This is a genomic window from Limnobaculum zhutongyuii, assembly GCF_004295645.1.
GTDB classification, from domain to species: Bacteria; Pseudomonadota; Gammaproteobacteria; order Enterobacterales; family Enterobacteriaceae; genus Limnobaculum; species Limnobaculum zhutongyuii.
In genome coordinates, this window is sequence record NZ_CP034752.1 from 4,040,247 (window position 1) to 4,057,197 (window position 16,951).

The 16,951-nt window shown below is 46.9% G+C and carries 17 protein-coding genes; 4 read left to right on the forward strand and 13 right to left on the reverse strand.

The annotated features are described in order from the left end of the window. Positions 1–195: 195 nt before the first annotated feature. The 4 genes from atoD to EKN56_RS18045 are packed head-to-tail and all read left to right on the forward strand — an operon-like array spanning position 196 to position 4,066. Positions 196–855 (forward strand): acetate CoA-transferase subunit alpha, encoded by a 660-nt coding sequence (atoD, locus tag EKN56_RS18030; protein ID WP_130593069.1) that lies wholly within the window; start codon positions 196–198, stop codon positions 853–855. 2 nt (positions 856–857) lie between these two features. Next, on the forward strand, positions 858–1,523 hold the full coding sequence (locus tag EKN56_RS18035) for a CoA transferase subunit B (protein WP_130593070.1): 666 nt from the start codon (positions 858–860) through the stop codon (positions 1,521–1,523). After that, the gene (locus tag EKN56_RS18040; RefSeq protein ID WP_130593071.1) at positions 1,520–2,842 is read left to right on the forward strand and encodes a TIGR00366 family protein; all 1,323 of its coding nucleotides are present in this window, start codon (positions 1,520–1,522) and stop codon (positions 2,840–2,842) included. The genes EKN56_RS18035 and EKN56_RS18040 overlap by 4 nt, the downstream gene beginning before the upstream one ends. Before the next feature lie 39 nt (positions 2,843–2,881). Continuing rightward, positions 2,882–4,066 carry an acetyl-CoA C-acetyltransferase gene (locus EKN56_RS18045; protein ID WP_130593072.1) on the forward strand — a complete coding sequence of 395 codons (1,185 nt, stop codon included), beginning with the start codon at positions 2,882–2,884 and terminating at the stop codon, positions 4,064–4,066. A gap of 88 nt (positions 4,067–4,154) precedes the next feature. On the opposite strand, the gene EKN56_RS18050 is transcribed toward EKN56_RS18045, so the two are convergent. The 13 genes from EKN56_RS18050 to EKN56_RS18110 form a co-directional block, all read right to left on the reverse strand. Beyond that, on the reverse strand, positions 4,155–5,207 hold the full coding sequence (locus EKN56_RS18050) for a PDDEXK nuclease domain-containing protein (protein ID WP_130593073.1): 1,053 nt from the start codon (positions 5,205–5,207) through the stop codon (positions 4,155–4,157). A 165-nt stretch (positions 5,208–5,372) separates the two neighbouring features. Next, positions 5,373–6,398: a hydrogenase expression/formation protein HypE gene (gene hypE / locus EKN56_RS18055; protein WP_130593074.1), complete on the reverse strand. Its 1,026-nt coding sequence runs from the start codon at positions 6,396–6,398 to the stop codon at positions 5,373–5,375. Positions 6,399–6,401: 3 nt separating this feature from the next. Further along, positions 6,402–7,517, reverse strand: coding sequence for a hydrogenase formation protein HypD (gene hypD, locus EKN56_RS18060; RefSeq protein WP_130593773.1), 1,116 nt, complete (start codon positions 7,515–7,517; stop codon positions 6,402–6,404). After that, a complete protein-coding gene (gene hybG, locus EKN56_RS18065) occupies positions 7,504–7,797 on the reverse strand; it encodes a hydrogenase maturation factor HybG (RefSeq protein WP_130593774.1) in 294 nt (97 codons plus the stop codon). Before hybG ends, hypD begins: the two co-directional genes overlap by 14 nt. Beyond that, positions 7,788–8,927, reverse strand: coding sequence for a hydrogenase nickel incorporation protein HypB (gene hypB, locus EKN56_RS18070; protein WP_130593075.1), 1,140 nt, complete (start codon positions 8,925–8,927; stop codon positions 7,788–7,790). Before hypB ends, hybG begins: the two co-directional genes overlap by 10 nt. Positions 8,928–9,034: 107 nt before the next feature. Beyond that, positions 9,035–9,376 (reverse strand): hydrogenase maturation nickel metallochaperone HypA, encoded by a 342-nt coding sequence (hypA, locus tag EKN56_RS18075; RefSeq protein ID WP_130593076.1) that lies wholly within the window; start codon positions 9,374–9,376, stop codon positions 9,035–9,037. Further along, the gene (hybE, locus tag EKN56_RS18080) at positions 9,369–9,860 is read right to left on the reverse strand and encodes a hydrogenase-2 assembly chaperone (protein WP_130593077.1); all 492 of its coding nucleotides are present in this window, start codon (positions 9,858–9,860) and stop codon (positions 9,369–9,371) included. Before hybE ends, hypA begins: the two co-directional genes overlap by 8 nt. 2 nt (positions 9,861–9,862) lie before the next feature. Beyond that, complete coding sequence (locus tag EKN56_RS18085; RefSeq protein ID WP_130593078.1) at positions 9,863–10,348, reverse strand: HyaD/HybD family hydrogenase maturation endopeptidase; 486 nt, start codon at positions 10,346–10,348, stop codon at positions 9,863–9,865. Next, a complete protein-coding gene (gene hybC, locus EKN56_RS18090; protein ID WP_130593079.1) occupies positions 10,348–12,051 on the reverse strand; it encodes a hydrogenase 2 large subunit in 1,704 nt (567 codons plus the stop codon). The genes EKN56_RS18085 and hybC overlap by 1 nt, the downstream gene beginning before the upstream one ends. Further along, complete coding sequence (hybB, locus tag EKN56_RS18095; RefSeq protein WP_130593080.1) at positions 12,048–13,229, reverse strand: Ni/Fe-hydrogenase cytochrome b subunit; 1,182 nt, start codon at positions 13,227–13,229, stop codon at positions 12,048–12,050. Before hybB ends, hybC begins: the two co-directional genes overlap by 4 nt. Continuing rightward, positions 13,213–14,202 carry a hydrogenase 2 operon protein HybA gene (gene hybA, locus EKN56_RS18100; protein WP_130593081.1) on the reverse strand — a complete coding sequence of 330 codons (990 nt, stop codon included), beginning with the start codon at positions 14,200–14,202 and terminating at the stop codon, positions 13,213–13,215. The genes hybB and hybA overlap by 17 nt, the downstream gene beginning before the upstream one ends. 2 nt (positions 14,203–14,204) lie before the next feature. After that, the gene (gene hybO, locus EKN56_RS18105) at positions 14,205–15,323 is read right to left on the reverse strand and encodes a hydrogenase 2 small subunit (protein ID WP_130593082.1); all 1,119 of its coding nucleotides are present in this window, start codon (positions 15,321–15,323) and stop codon (positions 14,205–14,207) included. A 381-nt stretch (positions 15,324–15,704) separates the two neighbouring features. Then, the gene (locus EKN56_RS18110; protein WP_130593083.1) at positions 15,705–16,754 is read right to left on the reverse strand and encodes a LacI family DNA-binding transcriptional regulator; all 1,050 of its coding nucleotides are present in this window, start codon (positions 16,752–16,754) and stop codon (positions 15,705–15,707) included. Positions 16,755–16,951: the final 197 nt, after the last annotated feature.

Sequence of the window (16,951 nt, forward strand, 5' to 3'; positions counted from 1 at the left end):
AATAATTGCACACTCTATCTTGCTAATTTTAGCTTCTTCCTCGTTTCAGCACTTTCTTAAAATAAAGTTAATCAACTGATTATTAATAATTAATTTTAATTAAGTGCAAAAAGTTGCATAAAAACCATAACTGGCACACACCTTGCAATTCCTTGTGTGAGTCCTTCTTCGGACGTCAAAACATAAGGAATAATTATGAAAAATAAACATATTGATATACAGCAGGCTGCTGAATATTTTCGTGATGGTATGACTATCATGGTTGGCGGTTTCATGGGTGTGGGGACACCGCCGCGTCTGGTCGAGGCCCTCCTTAATTCTGGTGTAAAAGATTTAACTATCATTGCTAACGATACTGCATTTGTTGATACCGGTATTGGCCCCTTAGTGGTTAACGGCAGAGTGAAGAAAGTGATTGCTTCACACATTGGCACCAACCCGGAAACCGGTCGCCGTATGATTGCCGGAGAAATGGAAGTAGAGCTGGTACCTCAGGGTACGCTGATTGAACGGATCCGCTGCGGTGGCGCTGGCCTTGGTGGTTTCTTAACCCCTACCGGCGTTGGTACCGTGGTTGAAGAAGGCAAACAAAAACTGACTATCGACGGTGTTGAATATCTTCTGGAACTCCCTCTGCGTGCTGATTTAGCACTGATTCAATCCCATATCGCTGACCATCAGGGCAACCTGGTTTATGAATTAACCACTCGTAACTTTAACCCAATCATCGCGCTAGCTGCAGATGTGGTTATTGCTGAACCGGATAGTCTGGTGGAAGTGGGTGATATTGCTCCGGACCACGTAATGACACCTGGCGCATTAATCGATCACATTGTTTATCCAAAGGAGAGCTAATCATGAACGCAAAAGAACTTATCGCTCGCCGCGTAGCCCTTGAACTACATGATGGTGACATTGTGAACCTGGGTATCGGCTTGCCAACTCAGGTAGTGAACTACTTACCGCAAGATATTCATATCACTCTACAGTCAGAAAACGGTTTTCTGGGTTTAGGCCCGGTAACTGAAGCTCATCCTAATCTGGTCAACGCTGGCGGACAACCTTGTGGAGTTCTGCCTGGGGCAGCCATGTTCGACAGCGCCTTCTCATTTGCTCTGATCCGTGGTGGTCATGTGGACGCCAGCGTTTTAGGCGGTCTGCAGGTTGACCAACATGCTAACCTGGCAAACTGGATGGTCCCGGGAAAAATGGTTCCGGGTATGGGTGGAGCAATGGACCTGGTTACCGGTGCTCGCCGCGTTATTATCGCGATGGAGCATTGTGCCAAAGATGGTTCATCAAAAATCCTCAAGCAGTGCACTTTACCGTTAACCGCCAAGAACAAAGTCAGCATGATTGTGACTGAGATGGGCGTGTTCGAGTTTGAAAAGGGACAGCTAATTCTGAAAGAACATGCTCCGGGCGTTACGCTTGAAGCTATCAAGGCTGCAACCGATGCTGAATTTAGCGTGGCTGCAGACTTTAAAGTTATGCCAATCGTTGTTGAGGAAGGTGTAGCATGATCGGCCGCATATCTCGTTTCTTAACCGGCTTTGTTAGCCGCTACCTGCCCGATCCGTTAATTTTCGCCATGTTGTTAACCATGCTCACGTTTGTGATTGCACTGGCTCTGACACCACATACACCTGTCGATATGGTGCAAATGTGGGGTAACGGCTTCTGGAACCTGCTTGGTTTCGGTATGCAAATGGCGCTGATTATCGTAACAGGACATGCTTTGGCCAGCTCCGCACCGGTTAAGCGTATCCTGAAATTAACCGCATCAGCTGCTAAAACCCCTGCTCAGGGCGTTATGCTGGTCACCTTCTTTGGTTCCGTTGCCTGTGTAATTAACTGGGGCTTTGGACTGGTAGTAGGCGCAATGTTTGCCCGTGAAGTGGCTCGTCGGGTGAAAGGCTCTGACTATCCATTGCTGATTGCCTGTGCTTACATCGGCTTCCTGACATGGGGCGGTGGTTTCTCTGGTTCCATGCCACTGCTGGCCGCAACGCCAGGCAACCCGGTTGAGTATATCGCGGGCCTGATCCCAGTTTCTCAAACCATTTTTACTGACTACAACATCTTTATCACGTTATCTCTGATTGTGGTGATGCCGTTTGTTACCCGTATGATGATGCCAAAACCAGAAGATGTGGTAACTGTTGATCCATCTCTGCTGGCTGAAGAGCCAGACTTCCAGAAAAAACTTCCTGCTGATGCTCCAGTGGCAGAAAAAATGGAAGAAAGCCGTATCATCGCGTGGATCATTGGTGCGTTGGGTATTGCTTACTTAGGCATGTATTTCTACGAAAAAGGCTTCAATATCACCATCAACACCGTCAACATGATGTTTATGATTGCCGGTTTACTGCTGCACAAAACGCCAATGGCCTATATGCGCGCCATTTCTGCCGCAGCCAAAAGTACCGCTGGTATTCTGGTACAATTCCCGTTCTATGCCGGTATCCAGTTAATGATGGAACACTCTGGTTTAGGCGGTCTGATCACTGAATGGTTTATTAACGTTGCCAACAAAGATACCTTCCCAATCATGACCTTCTTCAGTTCTGCGTTGATTAACTTCGCAGTACCATCAGGCGGCGGTCACTGGGTTATTCAGGGTCCATTTGTTATGCCTGCGGCACAAGCTTTAGGTGCCGATCTGGGTAAATCAGCCATGGCAATTGCCTACGGTGAACAGTGGATGAACATGGCACAACCATTCTGGGCCTTACCTGCACTGGCTATTGCTGGTTTAGGGGTTCGGGACATTATGGGTTACTGTGTTACCGCCCTGCTGTTCTCCGGCATCATATTTGTTATCGGCCTCACCGTATTCTGACGCCAATAGTAAAATAGATAAAAATTAAGGAATTGAGTTATGAACAACATTGTTATCGTCAGCGCAGCGCGCACCGCCATCGGCAGCTTTAATGGCTCACTGGCTTCGGTTTCCGCCGTTGATTTAGGTTCAGTAGTTATTCGTGAAGCAATGGCCCGTGCTGGTATCAGCGGTGAAGCAGTTGATGAAGTTATTTTTGGTAACGTACTCCAGGCTGGTTTAGGTCAAAACCCAGCCCGTCAGGCTCTGCTGAAAAGCGGTATTCCTGAAACGGTTTGTGCTTATACCGTAAACAAAGTCTGTGGTTCAGGCCTGAAAAGTGTCGCTCTGGCAGCTCAAGCGATTCTTGCCGGTGATGCTCAGGCAATTATTGCCGGTGGTATGGAAAACATGAGTCAGGCGCCTTACTTACTGGATAGCAAAGCGCGTTGGGGTTACCGTTTAGGTGATGGCAAACTGATGGATGTTATCCTGCAAGATGGCTTAATGTGTGCCACTCACGGTTACCACATGGGAATCACCGCAGAGAACGTTGCTAAAGAGTACGATATCAGCCGTGAAGCACAGGATGCTCTGGCGCTGGCATCACAGCAAAAAGCCGTAGCTGCGATTAACAGCGGTGCTTTTGCCAAAGAAATCGTTCCAGTAACGGTAAAAACCCGCAAAGGTGACATCATTGTCGATACCGACGAGTTCCCGAAAGCTGACACCACGGCGGAAGGTCTGGCGAAACTGCGTCCTGCCTTCACTAAAGAGGGTACGGTAACCGCAGGTAACGCTTCAGGTATTAACGATGGTGCTGCGGCTCTGGTCGTTATGTCTGAAAGCCGTGCCAAAGAGCTGGGATTAACGCCTCTGGCCCGTATCAGAGGCTATGCCAACGGCGGTGTTGCACCATCGCTGATGGGCATGGGCCCGGTTCCTGCAACGCTGAACGCGTTAAAGAAAACCGGCCTGTCACTGTCTGATATTGATCTGATTGAAGCTAACGAAGCTTTCGCCGCTCAGTTCCTGGCCGTTGGCAAAACACTGGGATTCGATGCCGCCAAAGTTAACGTTAACGGTGGTGCAATTGCTCTGGGTCACCCAATCGGTGCATCCGGTGCGCGTATTCTGGTAACCCTGCTGCACTCGTTACAAGCCAGAGATAAAACTCTGGGTCTGGCAACGCTGTGTATTGGTGGTGGTCAGGGTATTGCAATGATTGTTGAGCGCATGAGCTAATCATTCGCTTCTACCACAAATGCCGGTATCATTTGGTGCCGGCATTTATATCCAAATCCTTCGTTCACCCGCGTCAACGCCCCTCCTCTTACTCAAATTTCGCCTGTTCATCCAAATCAATATGTTGACCAATAAGCTCCGCTTCAATCTCTTCAATACTGGGTAAGTCCGTCAATAATTTATCTGGTAACGAATTAATCAGTTGGTACTCCGCAACGCCTATCGGATGATTAGAGTCACGCAGAGCGTATTCAGCAACAACTCGATTTTGGCTTTTGCACAGTAATAACCCTATGGTAGGAGAATCTTCTGAACGTTTTATCTGAGCATCAACAGCACTAAGATAAAAACTCAGCTTCCCCGCATGTTCCGGTTTAAAAGCACCAGCTTTAAGCTCAACAACTACATAGCAGCGTAGCTTTAAGTGGTAAAACAAGAGGTCAATAAAAAAGTCATCACCGCCAACTTCTAAATGAACCTGTCGCCCGACAAAAGCAAACCCACTCCCCAGTTCAATCAAGAAGCGAGTAATGTGTTGTACTAACGCCGACTCTATCGCCCGTTCTTCCGCATCTTTTCCAAGACCAAGAAAATCCAGACGATAAGGATCTTTTAATGAATCTCTGGCCAGTTCAGATTGATATCCGGGAAGACGGGATTCAAAGTTAGTAACTGCTAACCCTTCTCGTTCTATACGTTGAGTCTCAATATGTATATTCAATGTATTACGAGACCAACCATACTCAAGCGCCTGCCGGGCATAGGCCAGACGTAACCCGGTATCTTTTAAACGGGTTAATAACACAATGTTATGCCCCCATTGTAATTGTCCAACAAGCTGTTGGACAATTACAATATCAGGCCAGGCTTCAGCAAAAGCACGCATCGACATAAGGTTAGCGCGAGAAAAACCTTTAAGCTCAGGAAACGCTGTTCTTAAATCTTTGGCTAACTGTTCAATAACTTTGGTTCCCCAACCCTGTTCCGCTTGTCGGGTTAAAATGTCTCTCCCAATATGCCAATAAAGCGCAAGCAACTCCTGATTGACCGCTAAGATAGCTTTTTGCCGCGCAGTCTGAATTTGAGTTTTTAGCGCCGCTAACCATTCACCATAATCTGAAGGAATTAATTCTGAGGTCATTTTTTGATTCTTCTGATACAAGCCAGAGCAAATCATAAAATGTTTCCTACCGGCCCCCTCACTCAGCTTTTATTATCTGGAATCTATTACCCAATATTTGTTTTCTTCCATAAAAATAGCCCCGACGGCTTTCACCTGTCGGGGCTATTTTTATCAATACTGTTATTAGCAAATTCTTGGCAATGGTTCGCTATGCGGTAAATCCAGCAGGCGAGAAGCGCCAAAAATTCCTTTTAGTTGAACTCGGGCAGTATCCGTTACCGTTCCAATCACCGCAGCGTCTTTGCCTAAAGGATGGGCTCGTAATGCAGCTAAGGTTGCCTGTTCCGCTTCTGGCGCTACGACAATCACCAGCTTACCTTCATTGGCAAAGTTCAGCGGTTCCAGCCCCAACAGCTCACATACGCCGCGAACAGCAGGATTGACCGGCAGATCCCCTTCATTAATCGACATACCGCAGCCGCTGGCAGCAGCAAATTCATGCAGAATGGCAGTGACACCACCCCGGGTTGCATCACGTAATGCTCTGACACCATCGATCTCGCGTAATGGGGCAATCAGTGGCGTTAATACGGCGCAATCACTGGTTAACTCAGCTTCAAGCCCCAGATTCTCACGCAAATTCAGAATGGTTGCGCCATGGTCTCCCAGCGTTCCACTCACTAAAATGCGATCGCCGGGACGAATATGTTGAGCCCCCCAGTTAATCGTTCCGGGAATAGCGCCAATGCCCGCCGTATTAATAAAGACTTTGTCTGCCGCTCCACGCTGTACCACTTTAGTGTCGCCAGTGACAATCTCTACGCCTGCTGCTGCAGCGGTATCAGCCATGGATTTAACAATTTGCTCCAGCTGGAGCAACGGTAGTCCCTCTTCAAGGATAAACCCACAGGAGAGATATTGCGGAACCGCACCGCTTACCGCCACATCATTAACCGTTCCACAAACCGCCAGCTTACCGATATTGCCGCCGGGAAAGAATATAGGATCAATAACATAGCTATCAGTACTAAATGCTAAACGATCGCCCACAGAGGTAAGTAATGACAACGGGATACGAGCCTGATCTTCCCGCTCATTCAACGCCGGATTAGCAAAAGCCTGTAAAAACAGCTGTTCAATCAGCTGCTGCATAGCCTGACCGCCGCTACCATGGGCCATGGTAACGACATCTTTTTCAGTAAAAGCCATAAATTAAGCGAGCCCCCGACGATATTGATAATAGGCGGCACACGCGCCCTCAGAAGAAACCATCAGTGCCCCAAACGCGTTTTGTGGCGTACAGCGGGTACCAAACAGCGGACAATCATTTGGCTTACAGCGCCCGGTCAGAACATCACCGCAACGAGCCTGAGGATCGTCAGCCACCTGATGCTCTTGAGTATTGAAACGCAATTCTGCATCAAACTCACGATAGGCTGGAGTCAGTTGAACGCCAGATCCGGCAATCGAGCCCAAACCACGCCATTCGCTGCTCTCTTTCAGTTCAAATACTTCATCCAGAGCTTTGCGCGCCAGCGCATTTCCCTGCTGAGATACGATACGTTTATATTGGTTTTCCACTTCACAACGACCATCATGTATCTGGTCCACCAGCATTGCCAGCGCTTGCAGGATATCTAATGGTTCAAATCCGGTAACCACTAGTGGTTTATGGAAGTCTTCTGCAATGAAGCCATAAGGCGTAGTGCCAATCACCATGCTGACATGGCCGGGAGCAAGAAAGCCGTCAATTCTGACATCAGGCTGCTCCAGCAGGCTACGCAAGGTTGGAATAATGGTAATGTGCTGACAGAAAATACTGAAATTGGTTAAACCACGACGTTTAGCCTGCTGTAGCGTCAACGCGGTACTTGGCATCGTCGTTTCAAAACCAAGACCAAAAAACACTACCTGCTTATCCGGATTTTGCTCAGCAAAAGTCAGGGTATCCAATGGAGAGTAGACAATACGCACATCAGCACCGCGACGTTTGGCATCTAACAGAGAGCCATTGCGCCCAGGCACCCGCATCGCATCGCCATAGGTACAAAAAATCACCTCAGGACGTTCGGCAATTTCAATACAGCCGTCAATGCGTCCCATCGGCAATACACAGACCGGACAACCCGGCCCATGCACAAATTCAATTTCTGGTGGTAGCAGTTGGTCAATACCAAACTTATAGATAGCATGAGTATGCCCACCGCACACTTCCATCAATTGCAGTGGACGCTCACCGGCCTTAGCAATAGCTGAGACTTTATGGCGAATATGGGACAGCAGCGTTTTTGCCAGTTCAGGATCGCGGAATTCATCAACGTACTGCATCATCCGCTCCGGCATTGATCCCGAGGAAATCGCCCACTTCATGTTCAAGCACACTCATTGCCATCAGAGCTTCGAGCGTGGCCTGCGCCTCTTCTTCATTGATGATGCTCATCGCAAAACCAACGTGAACCAGAACCCATTGACCGATTAATTCAGCCGGTTCGCCTTCACAAATGAGGGCAATATTCACATCGCGTTTTACGCCACAAACGTCAACCTGAGCTAACTGATGAATATCTTCACCTACGGCAACAATTTGCCCCGGAACCCCTAAGCACATAACTGCGTCTCCAGCCATGAAACCCAGGCTTCCATACCTTCACCACTGGTTGCCGACAGTTGGATAACCTGAATATTCGGGTTAATCCGACGAGCATTAGCAATACAGGCCGCAACATCAAAATGCAGATACGGCAGTAAATCGATTTTATTCAAAATCATCAGTTCTGATGCGGCAAACATATGGGGATATTTTAAGGGTTTATCTTCCCCTTCCGTCACTGACAAAACGGCAACCTTCGCCCGTTCACCCAAGTCAAAACTGGCAGGGCAAACCAGATTACCTACGTTTTCAATAAACAGCAGACTCTTCTCTTTTAACTCAAGGCGAGTAGCTGCATCGTGTACCATTTGTGCATCCAGATGACAGCCTTTACCGGTATTCACCTGAATTGCCGGTACACCGGTGGCGCGAATACGCTCGGCATCATTAGTGGTTTGCTGATCCCCTTCAATCACCGCGCAGGATAAACGCTCCCGTAAACGCATCAGGGTTTCAGTTAATAATGTGGTCTTGCCAGAACCCGGACTTGATACCAGATTCAGCGCCAGAATATGTTTGTCAGCAAAGTACTCTCGGTTATGCTCCGCCAGATGGTTGTTCTTACTCAGCACATCCATCTCGATTTGCAGCATTCTTTTCTGGCTCATGCCCGGTGCGTGAGTGCCTGCTTCGCCATGACCGTAATCTAAATCTTGTTCGATTTCACGCGGCTGAAATTTCTCTTCACTCTTCTCTGCGCTCTCTTTTTGTTCCATCTCCAGCTCAAACTCTACATCACCCATCTTTTGAGCGATGGCAGTATGTACGTGGTGATGTACATCCCCCTGATGGTGGTAATGATGATGGATAACAATGGTGCGCGGAGTTTCATGATGACCATGGTGATGTTCGTCATGGTGATGGTGCCCGTGATCGTGACTATGTCCGTGATGAGCATGGTCGTGATGGCTATGCCCGTGATCGTGGTGATGATGTTCGTGGTCGTGATCGTGGTGATGGTGGTCATGATCATGAGCATGATTATGCTCATGGCTGTGATGGTGATCGTGTCCGTGATGGTGAAAATGCGCGTGTTCCTCTCCTTCAATTCGCCGCTCGCCCGCAGCACATCCGCAAGTAGTACACATATAACTCCCCCTCAAGACATTATCTTGTCACAGTTCAATCGGTAAATTCGGCCAGCTCATTTGCATCGGCAATATGAGATAAATATTCGAATTAGTTATTCAAGGTATTACTCAACTTCCAGCTCTTTAATTTGCAGCGTATCGCCACTGTCGACGCGCAAACTAAAACCCTGACACTTAGGGCACTGAGCCTCATGCTGAGTAATTTCTACTTCACTGCTACAGTCCCAACACCAGGCCTGAGCAGGTTTATGAATAATATGAAGCTGACTGCCTTCGGCTACAGTACCACGACAGACAACATCAAAACAAAATCGCAGAGAACTCTCTTCCACACAGGAGAGGGCCCCGACTTCTAACCATACGCCGGTAACCCGCTTCACACCATGTTGTTGAGCTTGTTTCTGAATAATTTCTATTGTGCTTTCACACAATGATACTTCATGCATTACTACAATTCCTGCGGCCTAATAACAGTGCACGCCGCCCTAATTGAGTCGGAGCATCCGGATCGCTAACCGGAATCGACAACAGCATGCGCGTACAATCGTTGGCCAATTGTACACCCTGTTCAGGCGTTAAAGAATGATCAAGCGGGGACATCAATGAACACGTCAGATATTGGGAAATACCTTCCAGCTCACCAACGGTAAAGGTCATATTGTCATAAGGCATCGCTAACCCCAGTTTGTCACTGATAGTGCGCAACGGCCAAATCTGATTCGGCCCTGGCAATATCAATGCACTCAGCATCCATGGGGTAATAACACAGCCAACCCACTGCCCTTCAAACAGCTTAAAGCCGGAGACATACACCGGCATATCAGGATGAAGGAAAGAGAGGTCGTGCATCGCTTTATCAGCAACATCCTGAAAAGCGCGCTGAACCAGAGCCGTTGGCTCCTCTGCGTAGCCATAAATCTCATCGGACATGCTTATTTCTCCTTGGGTAGAACTTCTACACCAGATGAGCGCAAGGCCGCTATCACTTCTTGTAACGCTGGTTCAACCATGGCTTCAACCGTTGCGGTCATGCCAATGTGCGGTTCCAGAGATTCAGGAATAACACCAACCAGAGTCAGTTTACCGGGGAATTCCCCGGTAAAGCGGAGGGCCGACAGAACGTCGGCCAAACCTAACTGATGCGGAGAAATCTTATTAGTAAACAGCGTTGGCACTTCTTCATCACGCAAAATCATAATGGTGCCCGGCGTGCGCTTCTTGGAAACAATAGCATCGGCAATGATCAGATGATCGCGGTTTGCCATTGCTTCCAGCAGTTCCATTCCGGCGGTTCCGCCGTCCAGAACTTCTACGTAGTCGGGCAGGACGTAGTTTTGCTCCAGTGCTTCAACAACACGTACGCCTATCGCTTCGTCGGTTAAAAGAACATTACCAACGCCTAAAACTAATATCCGCATTAAAGAACCTTAACTTTTGTGACTTCATTACCATCCGCGTCAACCACGTGTACCGCACAAGCCATACATGGGTCGAAGGAGTGAATGGTACGTACAACTTCTAATGGTTTCGCCGGATCGGCAATCGGAGTACCTACCAGAGACTGCTCATATGGCCCAACGTCATCATTGAAGTTACGTGGACCAGAGTTCCAGGTAGATGGAACCACTGCCTGATAGTTCTCAATTTTGCCATCTTTGATGACGATCCAGTGGGATAACATTCCGCGTGAAACTTCCGCAAAGCCTACGCCCTTGAAGGTGCCGGTTGCCGGAATATTTGGTTTCACATAGGCAACATGGTCCCCTTTGCCGATGTTTTCAATCAGTGATTTATACTGATTTTGTAACAAATCTTGCAGAGTACATGCGTGTACAGTACGGCCAACAATACGTCCCAGTGTTGAATGCAGCTGAGCAACTTCAATGGTTTTACCGGTTAATGCGGTATAAATACCCACGATATCATTCAGATGCTTCTTGGTTGGTTCATGGTTAGCAGCCAGTTTACACAGCATATTGGCTAATGGACCCACTTCAGTCGTTTTACCGTAGAAGGTTGGTGACTTAACCCATGAGTATTTGCCGTTCTCATCCCAGGTGCTGTAGTTAGGAATCGTTGTTCCTTCCCACGGAGCCTGTGGCTCTTCATCTTTATACCAGGCGTGTTTAGCGCTTTCCTGAATACCTTTAATCAGGAACTCATCTGATTGAGAGGTAATCGGACGATAAGTTGATAAATCACTGTTAGAGATGTAACCACCCGGGAATACGAAGCTACCATTCTTGCTATCGGTCGGGAATTCAGGGGTACTCAGGTAGTTTACCGCCCCTTTGCCCAATTCCAGCCACTCAGGGTAGAACGCTGCAATCACTGCCGTATCTACTTTGTACACTTGTTGTACGAAGTCATTTAAGCGGTCAATGAAAGATTTAATGTACATCAGACGTTCAAGGTTCAGTACGCCTAAGCCATCCAGATTGATTGGGTTAGCGACCCCACCAACTGCCAGGTTTTGAATGTGAGGTGTTTTACCACCCAGTAATGCTACCACACGGTTAGCGTCACGCTGACATTCAAGCGCCTGCAAATAGTGAGCAACAGCAATCAGGTTCACCTCTGGCGGTAATTTCATCGCCGGGTGACCCCAGTAGCCGTTGGCAAAAATACCCAACTGGCCGCTGGCTACCAGATCTTTAATTTTGTTCTGAACTTTAGTGAACTCTTCTTCACTATTCAGATGCCAGCTGGAAACACCTTTCAATAAGGCCGCAGCTTTAGCTGGATCGGCTTGTAGTGCAGAGGTGATATCCACCCAGTCTAACGCTGAAAGCTGATAGAAGTGCACGATATGGTCGTGCGTCATGTGCGCAGCCAGTATCAGGTTACGAATGTATTGTGCGTTTACCGGAATATCCAGATTCAATGCACTTTCAACAGAACGAACGGATGCAATAGCATGAGTAGTGGTACACACGCCACAGATACGCTGAACAATCATCCATGCATCACGCGGATCGTTACCCTTTACGATCTCCTCCATGCCACGCCACATAGTACCTGACGCCCACGCTTTGGAGACCTTTCCATTTTCAATTTCGCAATCAATGCGCAAGTGACCTTCGATACGAGTTACCGGGTCAATAGTGATACGTTGGCTCATGCTTTACTAGCCTCTTGATTCTTATGAAGATTTTTTAAAGAAGGAATAATCGGCAGTAGACGAATCAGCAAGATATAGGCACATATCTCGATACTCACAAAGCCAATTGAAATTAACAGTTCTTCCCAGGTTGGGAAATAGTGGTAACCACCACCTGGATTAAACGCTACCAGGGAGTAAGACATACGCCACATAGCACAACCCAACAACATACTGACGGCACCAATAAACAGCATACGAGAATCGTTAGCCCATTTACGGAAACGGAAGACCACCAGTGGGAATAGCAGCAATGCGATTTCAATCCAGAACATCAGCGCATAGAAGTCACCGGCAAAGATATAAGACAGCTTATCTCTGTACACCAACTCACCGAAACGCAATACCAGGAAGAGCAGCAGGAATACGCTAATGATACCCATCAGCTTCCTGAACATATCTTTCTCATCCTGCCCTTTACCTCTCAGCCCCGCCTGCACCAGCGATCCTTCGAATATCACTATCGAGAATCCCATAATGAACGCGGTCAGCAATGAGTAAAGTGGTAGCATTTCATAGCTTTGCCAAATTGGGTGAACTTTATGACCTGCGGCAATCATCAGAGAACCCATGGATGATTGGTGCATGGTTGGCAGTAATGCACCCAGCGCGATAATAAAGAACATCGCTTTATTCAGGCGCTTCAGGGAAACTTTCCATCCCATGCGCTCAAACAGTGCCGGTGCAAACTCTAACGCCATGACGCCAATATAGATGGTCATACATACCGCCGTTTCAAACAATACCGAGTTTACGTTGAAATAACCCGGGATGTAGAAGTACGGTAAGTTCCAGTAACGGCCTACGTCGATGGTAATCGACAAACCACCCAGAGAGTAACCAAACAGACTGGCTAACAGCGCAGGACGAACCAGAGGATGGTATTCGCCTTTATTAAAGACATATACCGCCCAGGCTAACGCCCAGCCACCACAGGCAAAACCAGTGCCGATTAACAGGTCAAAGGCGATCCAGATACCCCACGGATAACCGCCGTTCAGATCGGATACCGAGCCCAGTCCAAAGACTAAACGCTTAACCACAAAAATTAAGCACAGCACAACCAACGGCCCGAATACGATAATCGGCCAGCTGACGAGTTTGCCGCCCAGCGGCGTTGGCTTATGATGTGTGCTCATTGTCATCTCCTTCTTCGTGATGGTCGTTTTTAGTATTACGACGAACCAACACGGTTAAGCCCGCTAAAACGGCCAGCGGCAACATCATGCCTTTATAAACCGTATGCTGAATATTTTCAGAACGTGCACCGGTAGAGAGCTCTGCAACTTCTGGTAAATCAAGGTTTTTAAAAGGAACACCAGTCAGCACTAACACCTGAGTACCACCACCCTCTTTTTCACCATACAGATGAGGATAGTAATTCGGAACCGTATGGATATACGGGTCGTTACTGGTTAATGTCTGACGAGGATAGTGATATTCATCACCCGCTTTCAGCGCCAGACGCTTCTTGGCTTCCGCCATCAGCTCTTCGCGCGTACCAAAAATCACGGCACCAGCAGGGCAAACTTCCACACAACCCGGTAAACCGCCTTTATCCAGACGTTCAACACCTTTCTGATTACACAGCTCACACTTGTGTAACTCACCAAATGGGTTGTTATAGTCATACTTAGGAATGTTATACGGGCAACCCACCATGCAGTAACGGCAGCCGGTACAAATATCAGCGTCGTAATGAACGATACCGGTCTTCGGATCCTTCTTCAGCGCAGATACCGGACAAACTGAAACGCAGTTTGGATCAACACAGTGCATACACTGCTTCTTGATGTAGGCGTAACCGTCTACTTCCTGATCTTTATGCTCGCCAGTACCACTACTCCACACCTGAATGATGTTATTGGTGTAAGGGGACAGCTTATCGTTATTTGACCAGGTTTGGTTGCCAACAGGATTTCGCTGTGGATGGTTAATGTCCTGACACTTTGTCACACAGGCCTGACAGCCCACACAAAGTGTTGAGTCATATAACATCCCCAGAGAACCCGGAATAGGTGGTTTATTCTCAGCAGCCGCAAGACAGGTAGACGTACCACCCGCCAGCAGCGCACCACCTGAAGCTATTTTAAGGAAATTGCGTCTATTCACGGTTATTCTCCCCGTGAGTCAGTATCGTCTTTCTTTTGCTGACGTCCAAGTTCACGAACCGCCATCACGCTTACCCCGGCAACCAGACCAGCTATACCACCAATCAAGCCGACCGCCGTTGGTGAAACACTTCCACCTTCACGGTTATCGACATCTGGTTTCGCATAGCGCGGCGTTGGATTTTCAACGCTGGCCAGTTGATGGATTCCTTTATGGAAGCCAACCCCTTCTTCGTTACAACCATAACAAGGGTGACCAATAGCAACAGGCCATACACCACCAACATCACAGAATTGTAGCGTTGAGCAGTTACCGTAAGTTTCAGGGCCTTTACAGCCTAAATGATACAGACACCAGCCTTCGCGGTGGCCATCATCACCAAACTCTTTCGCAAAGCGGCCAGCATCGAAATGTGGACGGCGTTCGCAATGTTCGTGAATCAGACGACCATAGGCAAAAGTAGGACGGTTTTTAGCATCCAGTTTTGGTGCTTTACCAAAAGTAATGATATGAGCAACGGTTGCCAGGAAGTTATGTGGGTTTGGTGGACAACCAGGAATATTAATGACGGTTTTACCCGGAAGGATTTCTTGCAGGCCTACAGCACCTGTCGGGTTAACACCAGCCGCCGCTACACCACCCCATGCCGCACATGAGCCAATCGCAATAATCGCCGCAGCATGCTCAGCCGCTTTACGAATATGGTCGATAATTGGTTCACCAGCCACCATACAGTAGATGCCGTCATCTTTTAATGGAATAGAACCATCAACGACCAGTACGTACTGCCCTTTATATTTCTCAATGGCATTGTGCTTGTTTTCTTCAACCTGATGACCGAAAGCAGCGGAAAGCACTTCATGATACTCAAGTGAAATGGTTTCCAGTATCAGGTTCTCAACGGTAGGGTGAGTCGCACGCAGCAACGATTCCGTACATCCCGTACACTCTTGCGCCCCGATCCAGATAACAGGTGGGCGTTGAGGGTTACTAACCGATTCCGCAATTTCAGCGGCTGCATTAGCACTCAGGCCCATAGTCGCGGCCAGTGCTGTACACAGCTTCATAAAATCACGGCGATTAATACCGTGGGAAGGAAGAAGAGGGTTGTCTTCTATCATTATAATTATTCCTTTACGGTGACTAACGACATTGTTCATTTATACGAATTTAGTGGACAAATGTTAGGCCTATGAAACAAACCTCGTTTGATCTTTATCAAACACCGTGGAACATAGGTCCAATTTTTCATTGATATGTGACTAAAAACGATTCAGCAAATGCATGCTATGAACACAAAATTAACAATGAATTAATAATTTGTAACATTAACTTATTTTATATAACCACATTTGATTATACGCAGGGCAACATTCAAAATTTTTGATATTGATCAGGAGGGGTCAGAATAGAAAAAACCAATAAGTAACAAAATATAAATATATATTAAAATCAATTAAATAATTAATTTTCAAATAGGAATCATTTCGCAAATAATAATATTATCGGATACGTGAAGAATCTCTGATAATCAACGATACGGGTAGTGTCGTTATTATTTCATTTTCACCTAAACACGGTTTATTTTGATGAGGCAAATCTATTTTAGATAATAATTTATGTGCTGCATATTGCCCCATTTCACGACGTGGAATAGCCACTGTAGATAGAGAAATATTCAAACTCTCCAATAAATCAATATCAGAAAAACCGACTACAGAAATATCCTCAGGTACTCTTAACTTATTATTATGGCAATAATTTAATACCCCTAAAGCAGTTTCATCATTCACTACAAATAATGACAGCGGTAATGAATAATATTTCAAAATTTCCGACATTATTTCATAACTATCTTCAGCACGTAATCGCTCAACATAAAACACGCTACGCTGCGCATCAAAATCAGGAACAGCCGCTTCCATTGCCTGACAATAACCCTGATATCGCTCCTGAATACCCGACTTAGCTTCCACCGGTCCGGCAATATGTAATACCGGCCGGTCTTTCAGCGACAGCAAGTGTTCGGTTGCCATTCTGGCCCCGACAATATTATCTGCAACCACCGCCGGAAAATGCTGTTCCAGAGAGTGACTGATTAACACCAGAGGGATATTAAAACGAGAAGTCATCTCTGTCAGATGGGAGATCTCTTTGGAACAGGGAAGTACAATCAGCCCATCCACACCAAGCTGCGCCAGCTTTCTTACCTGCTTTTGCTCCTGTTCCAGATCGTCCCAGGTTTGGGAAACCCAGTAAGAAAAATCGATTTTATTCGTCACATCTTCCAGACCCATAAAGAAATCATGGAAGAATGGGTTATTAAAATAGTTAATTACCACACCAAATGAACGCGTGTGACTACCGCGCAGAGAACGGGCCCCGGCATTCGGTACATAACCTAATTCAGCCGCGACTCTTTTAATTTCTTCTCTGCGGCTATCGGTTAATGCTCCCCGATTATTTAAGGCCATTGAAACAGCGGTAGCTGATACTCCAACAATCTTTGCTATGTCCTTTACCGTAATCCGACTGCTACGCTTTTCGCTCATGTCCAACCTTTAACAAAAAATCACAATTTAACCGGGAAAACAGTATACGGAATAACACTAACGGCTTCACCCGTCACACGCATAATTTAGTCATTTTATAATGCATTGTTTTATAACATAAAAAATTTTTATTTGTAACTCAGCTCACAAACCACAATTTTTGTATGGAAATAATTAACGCACAAGTTTAACGTTAA

What these genes read in the sequence shown, in the direction of transcription:
- EKN56_RS18035 (WP_130593070.1), top strand. Translation starts at nt 858, where the DNA reads ATGAACGCAAAAGAACTTATCGCTCGCCGCGTAGCCCTTGAACTACAT.
- hybC (WP_130593079.1), bottom strand. Translation starts at nt 12,051, where the DNA reads ATGAGCCAACGTATCACTATTGACCCGGTAACTCGTATCGAAGGTCAC.
- hybE (WP_130593077.1), bottom strand. Translation starts at nt 9,860, where the DNA reads ATGTCCGATGAGATTTATGGCTACGCAGAGGAGCCAACGGCTCTGGTT.
- EKN56_RS18045 (WP_130593072.1), top strand. Translation starts at nt 2,882, where the DNA reads ATGAACAACATTGTTATCGTCAGCGCAGCGCGCACCGCCATCGGCAGC.
- EKN56_RS18040 (WP_130593071.1), top strand. Translation starts at nt 1,520, where the DNA reads ATGATCGGCCGCATATCTCGTTTCTTAACCGGCTTTGTTAGCCGCTAC.
- atoD (WP_130593069.1), top strand. Translation starts at nt 196, where the DNA reads ATGAAAAATAAACATATTGATATACAGCAGGCTGCTGAATATTTTCGT.
- hybB (WP_130593080.1), bottom strand. Translation starts at nt 13,229, where the DNA reads ATGAGCACACATCATAAGCCAACGCCGCTGGGCGGCAAACTCGTCAGC.
- EKN56_RS18085 (WP_130593078.1), bottom strand. Translation starts at nt 10,348, where the DNA reads ATGCGGATATTAGTTTTAGGCGTTGGTAATGTTCTTTTAACCGACGAA.
- EKN56_RS18110 (WP_130593083.1), bottom strand. Translation starts at nt 16,754, where the DNA reads ATGAGCGAAAAGCGTAGCAGTCGGATTACGGTAAAGGACATAGCAAAG.
- hypA (WP_130593076.1), bottom strand. Translation starts at nt 9,376, where the DNA reads ATGCATGAAGTATCATTGTGTGAAAGCACAATAGAAATTATTCAGAAA.
- hypB (WP_130593075.1), bottom strand. Translation starts at nt 8,927, where the DNA reads ATGTGTACTACTTGCGGATGTGCTGCGGGCGAGCGGCGAATTGAAGGA.
- hypD (WP_130593773.1), bottom strand. Translation starts at nt 7,517, where the DNA reads ATGCAGTACGTTGATGAATTCCGCGATCCTGAACTGGCAAAAACGCTG.
- hybG (WP_130593774.1), bottom strand. Translation starts at nt 7,797, where the DNA reads ATGTGCTTAGGGGTTCCGGGGCAAATTGTTGCCGTAGGTGAAGATATT.
- hybO (WP_130593082.1), bottom strand. Translation starts at nt 15,323, where the DNA reads ATGATAGAAGACAACCCTCTTCTTCCTTCCCACGGTATTAATCGCCGT.
- hypE (WP_130593074.1), bottom strand. Translation starts at nt 6,398, where the DNA reads ATGGCTTTTACTGAAAAAGATGTCGTTACCATGGCCCATGGTAGCGGC.
- EKN56_RS18050 (WP_130593073.1), bottom strand. Translation starts at nt 5,207, where the DNA reads ATGACCTCAGAATTAATTCCTTCAGATTATGGTGAATGGTTAGCGGCG.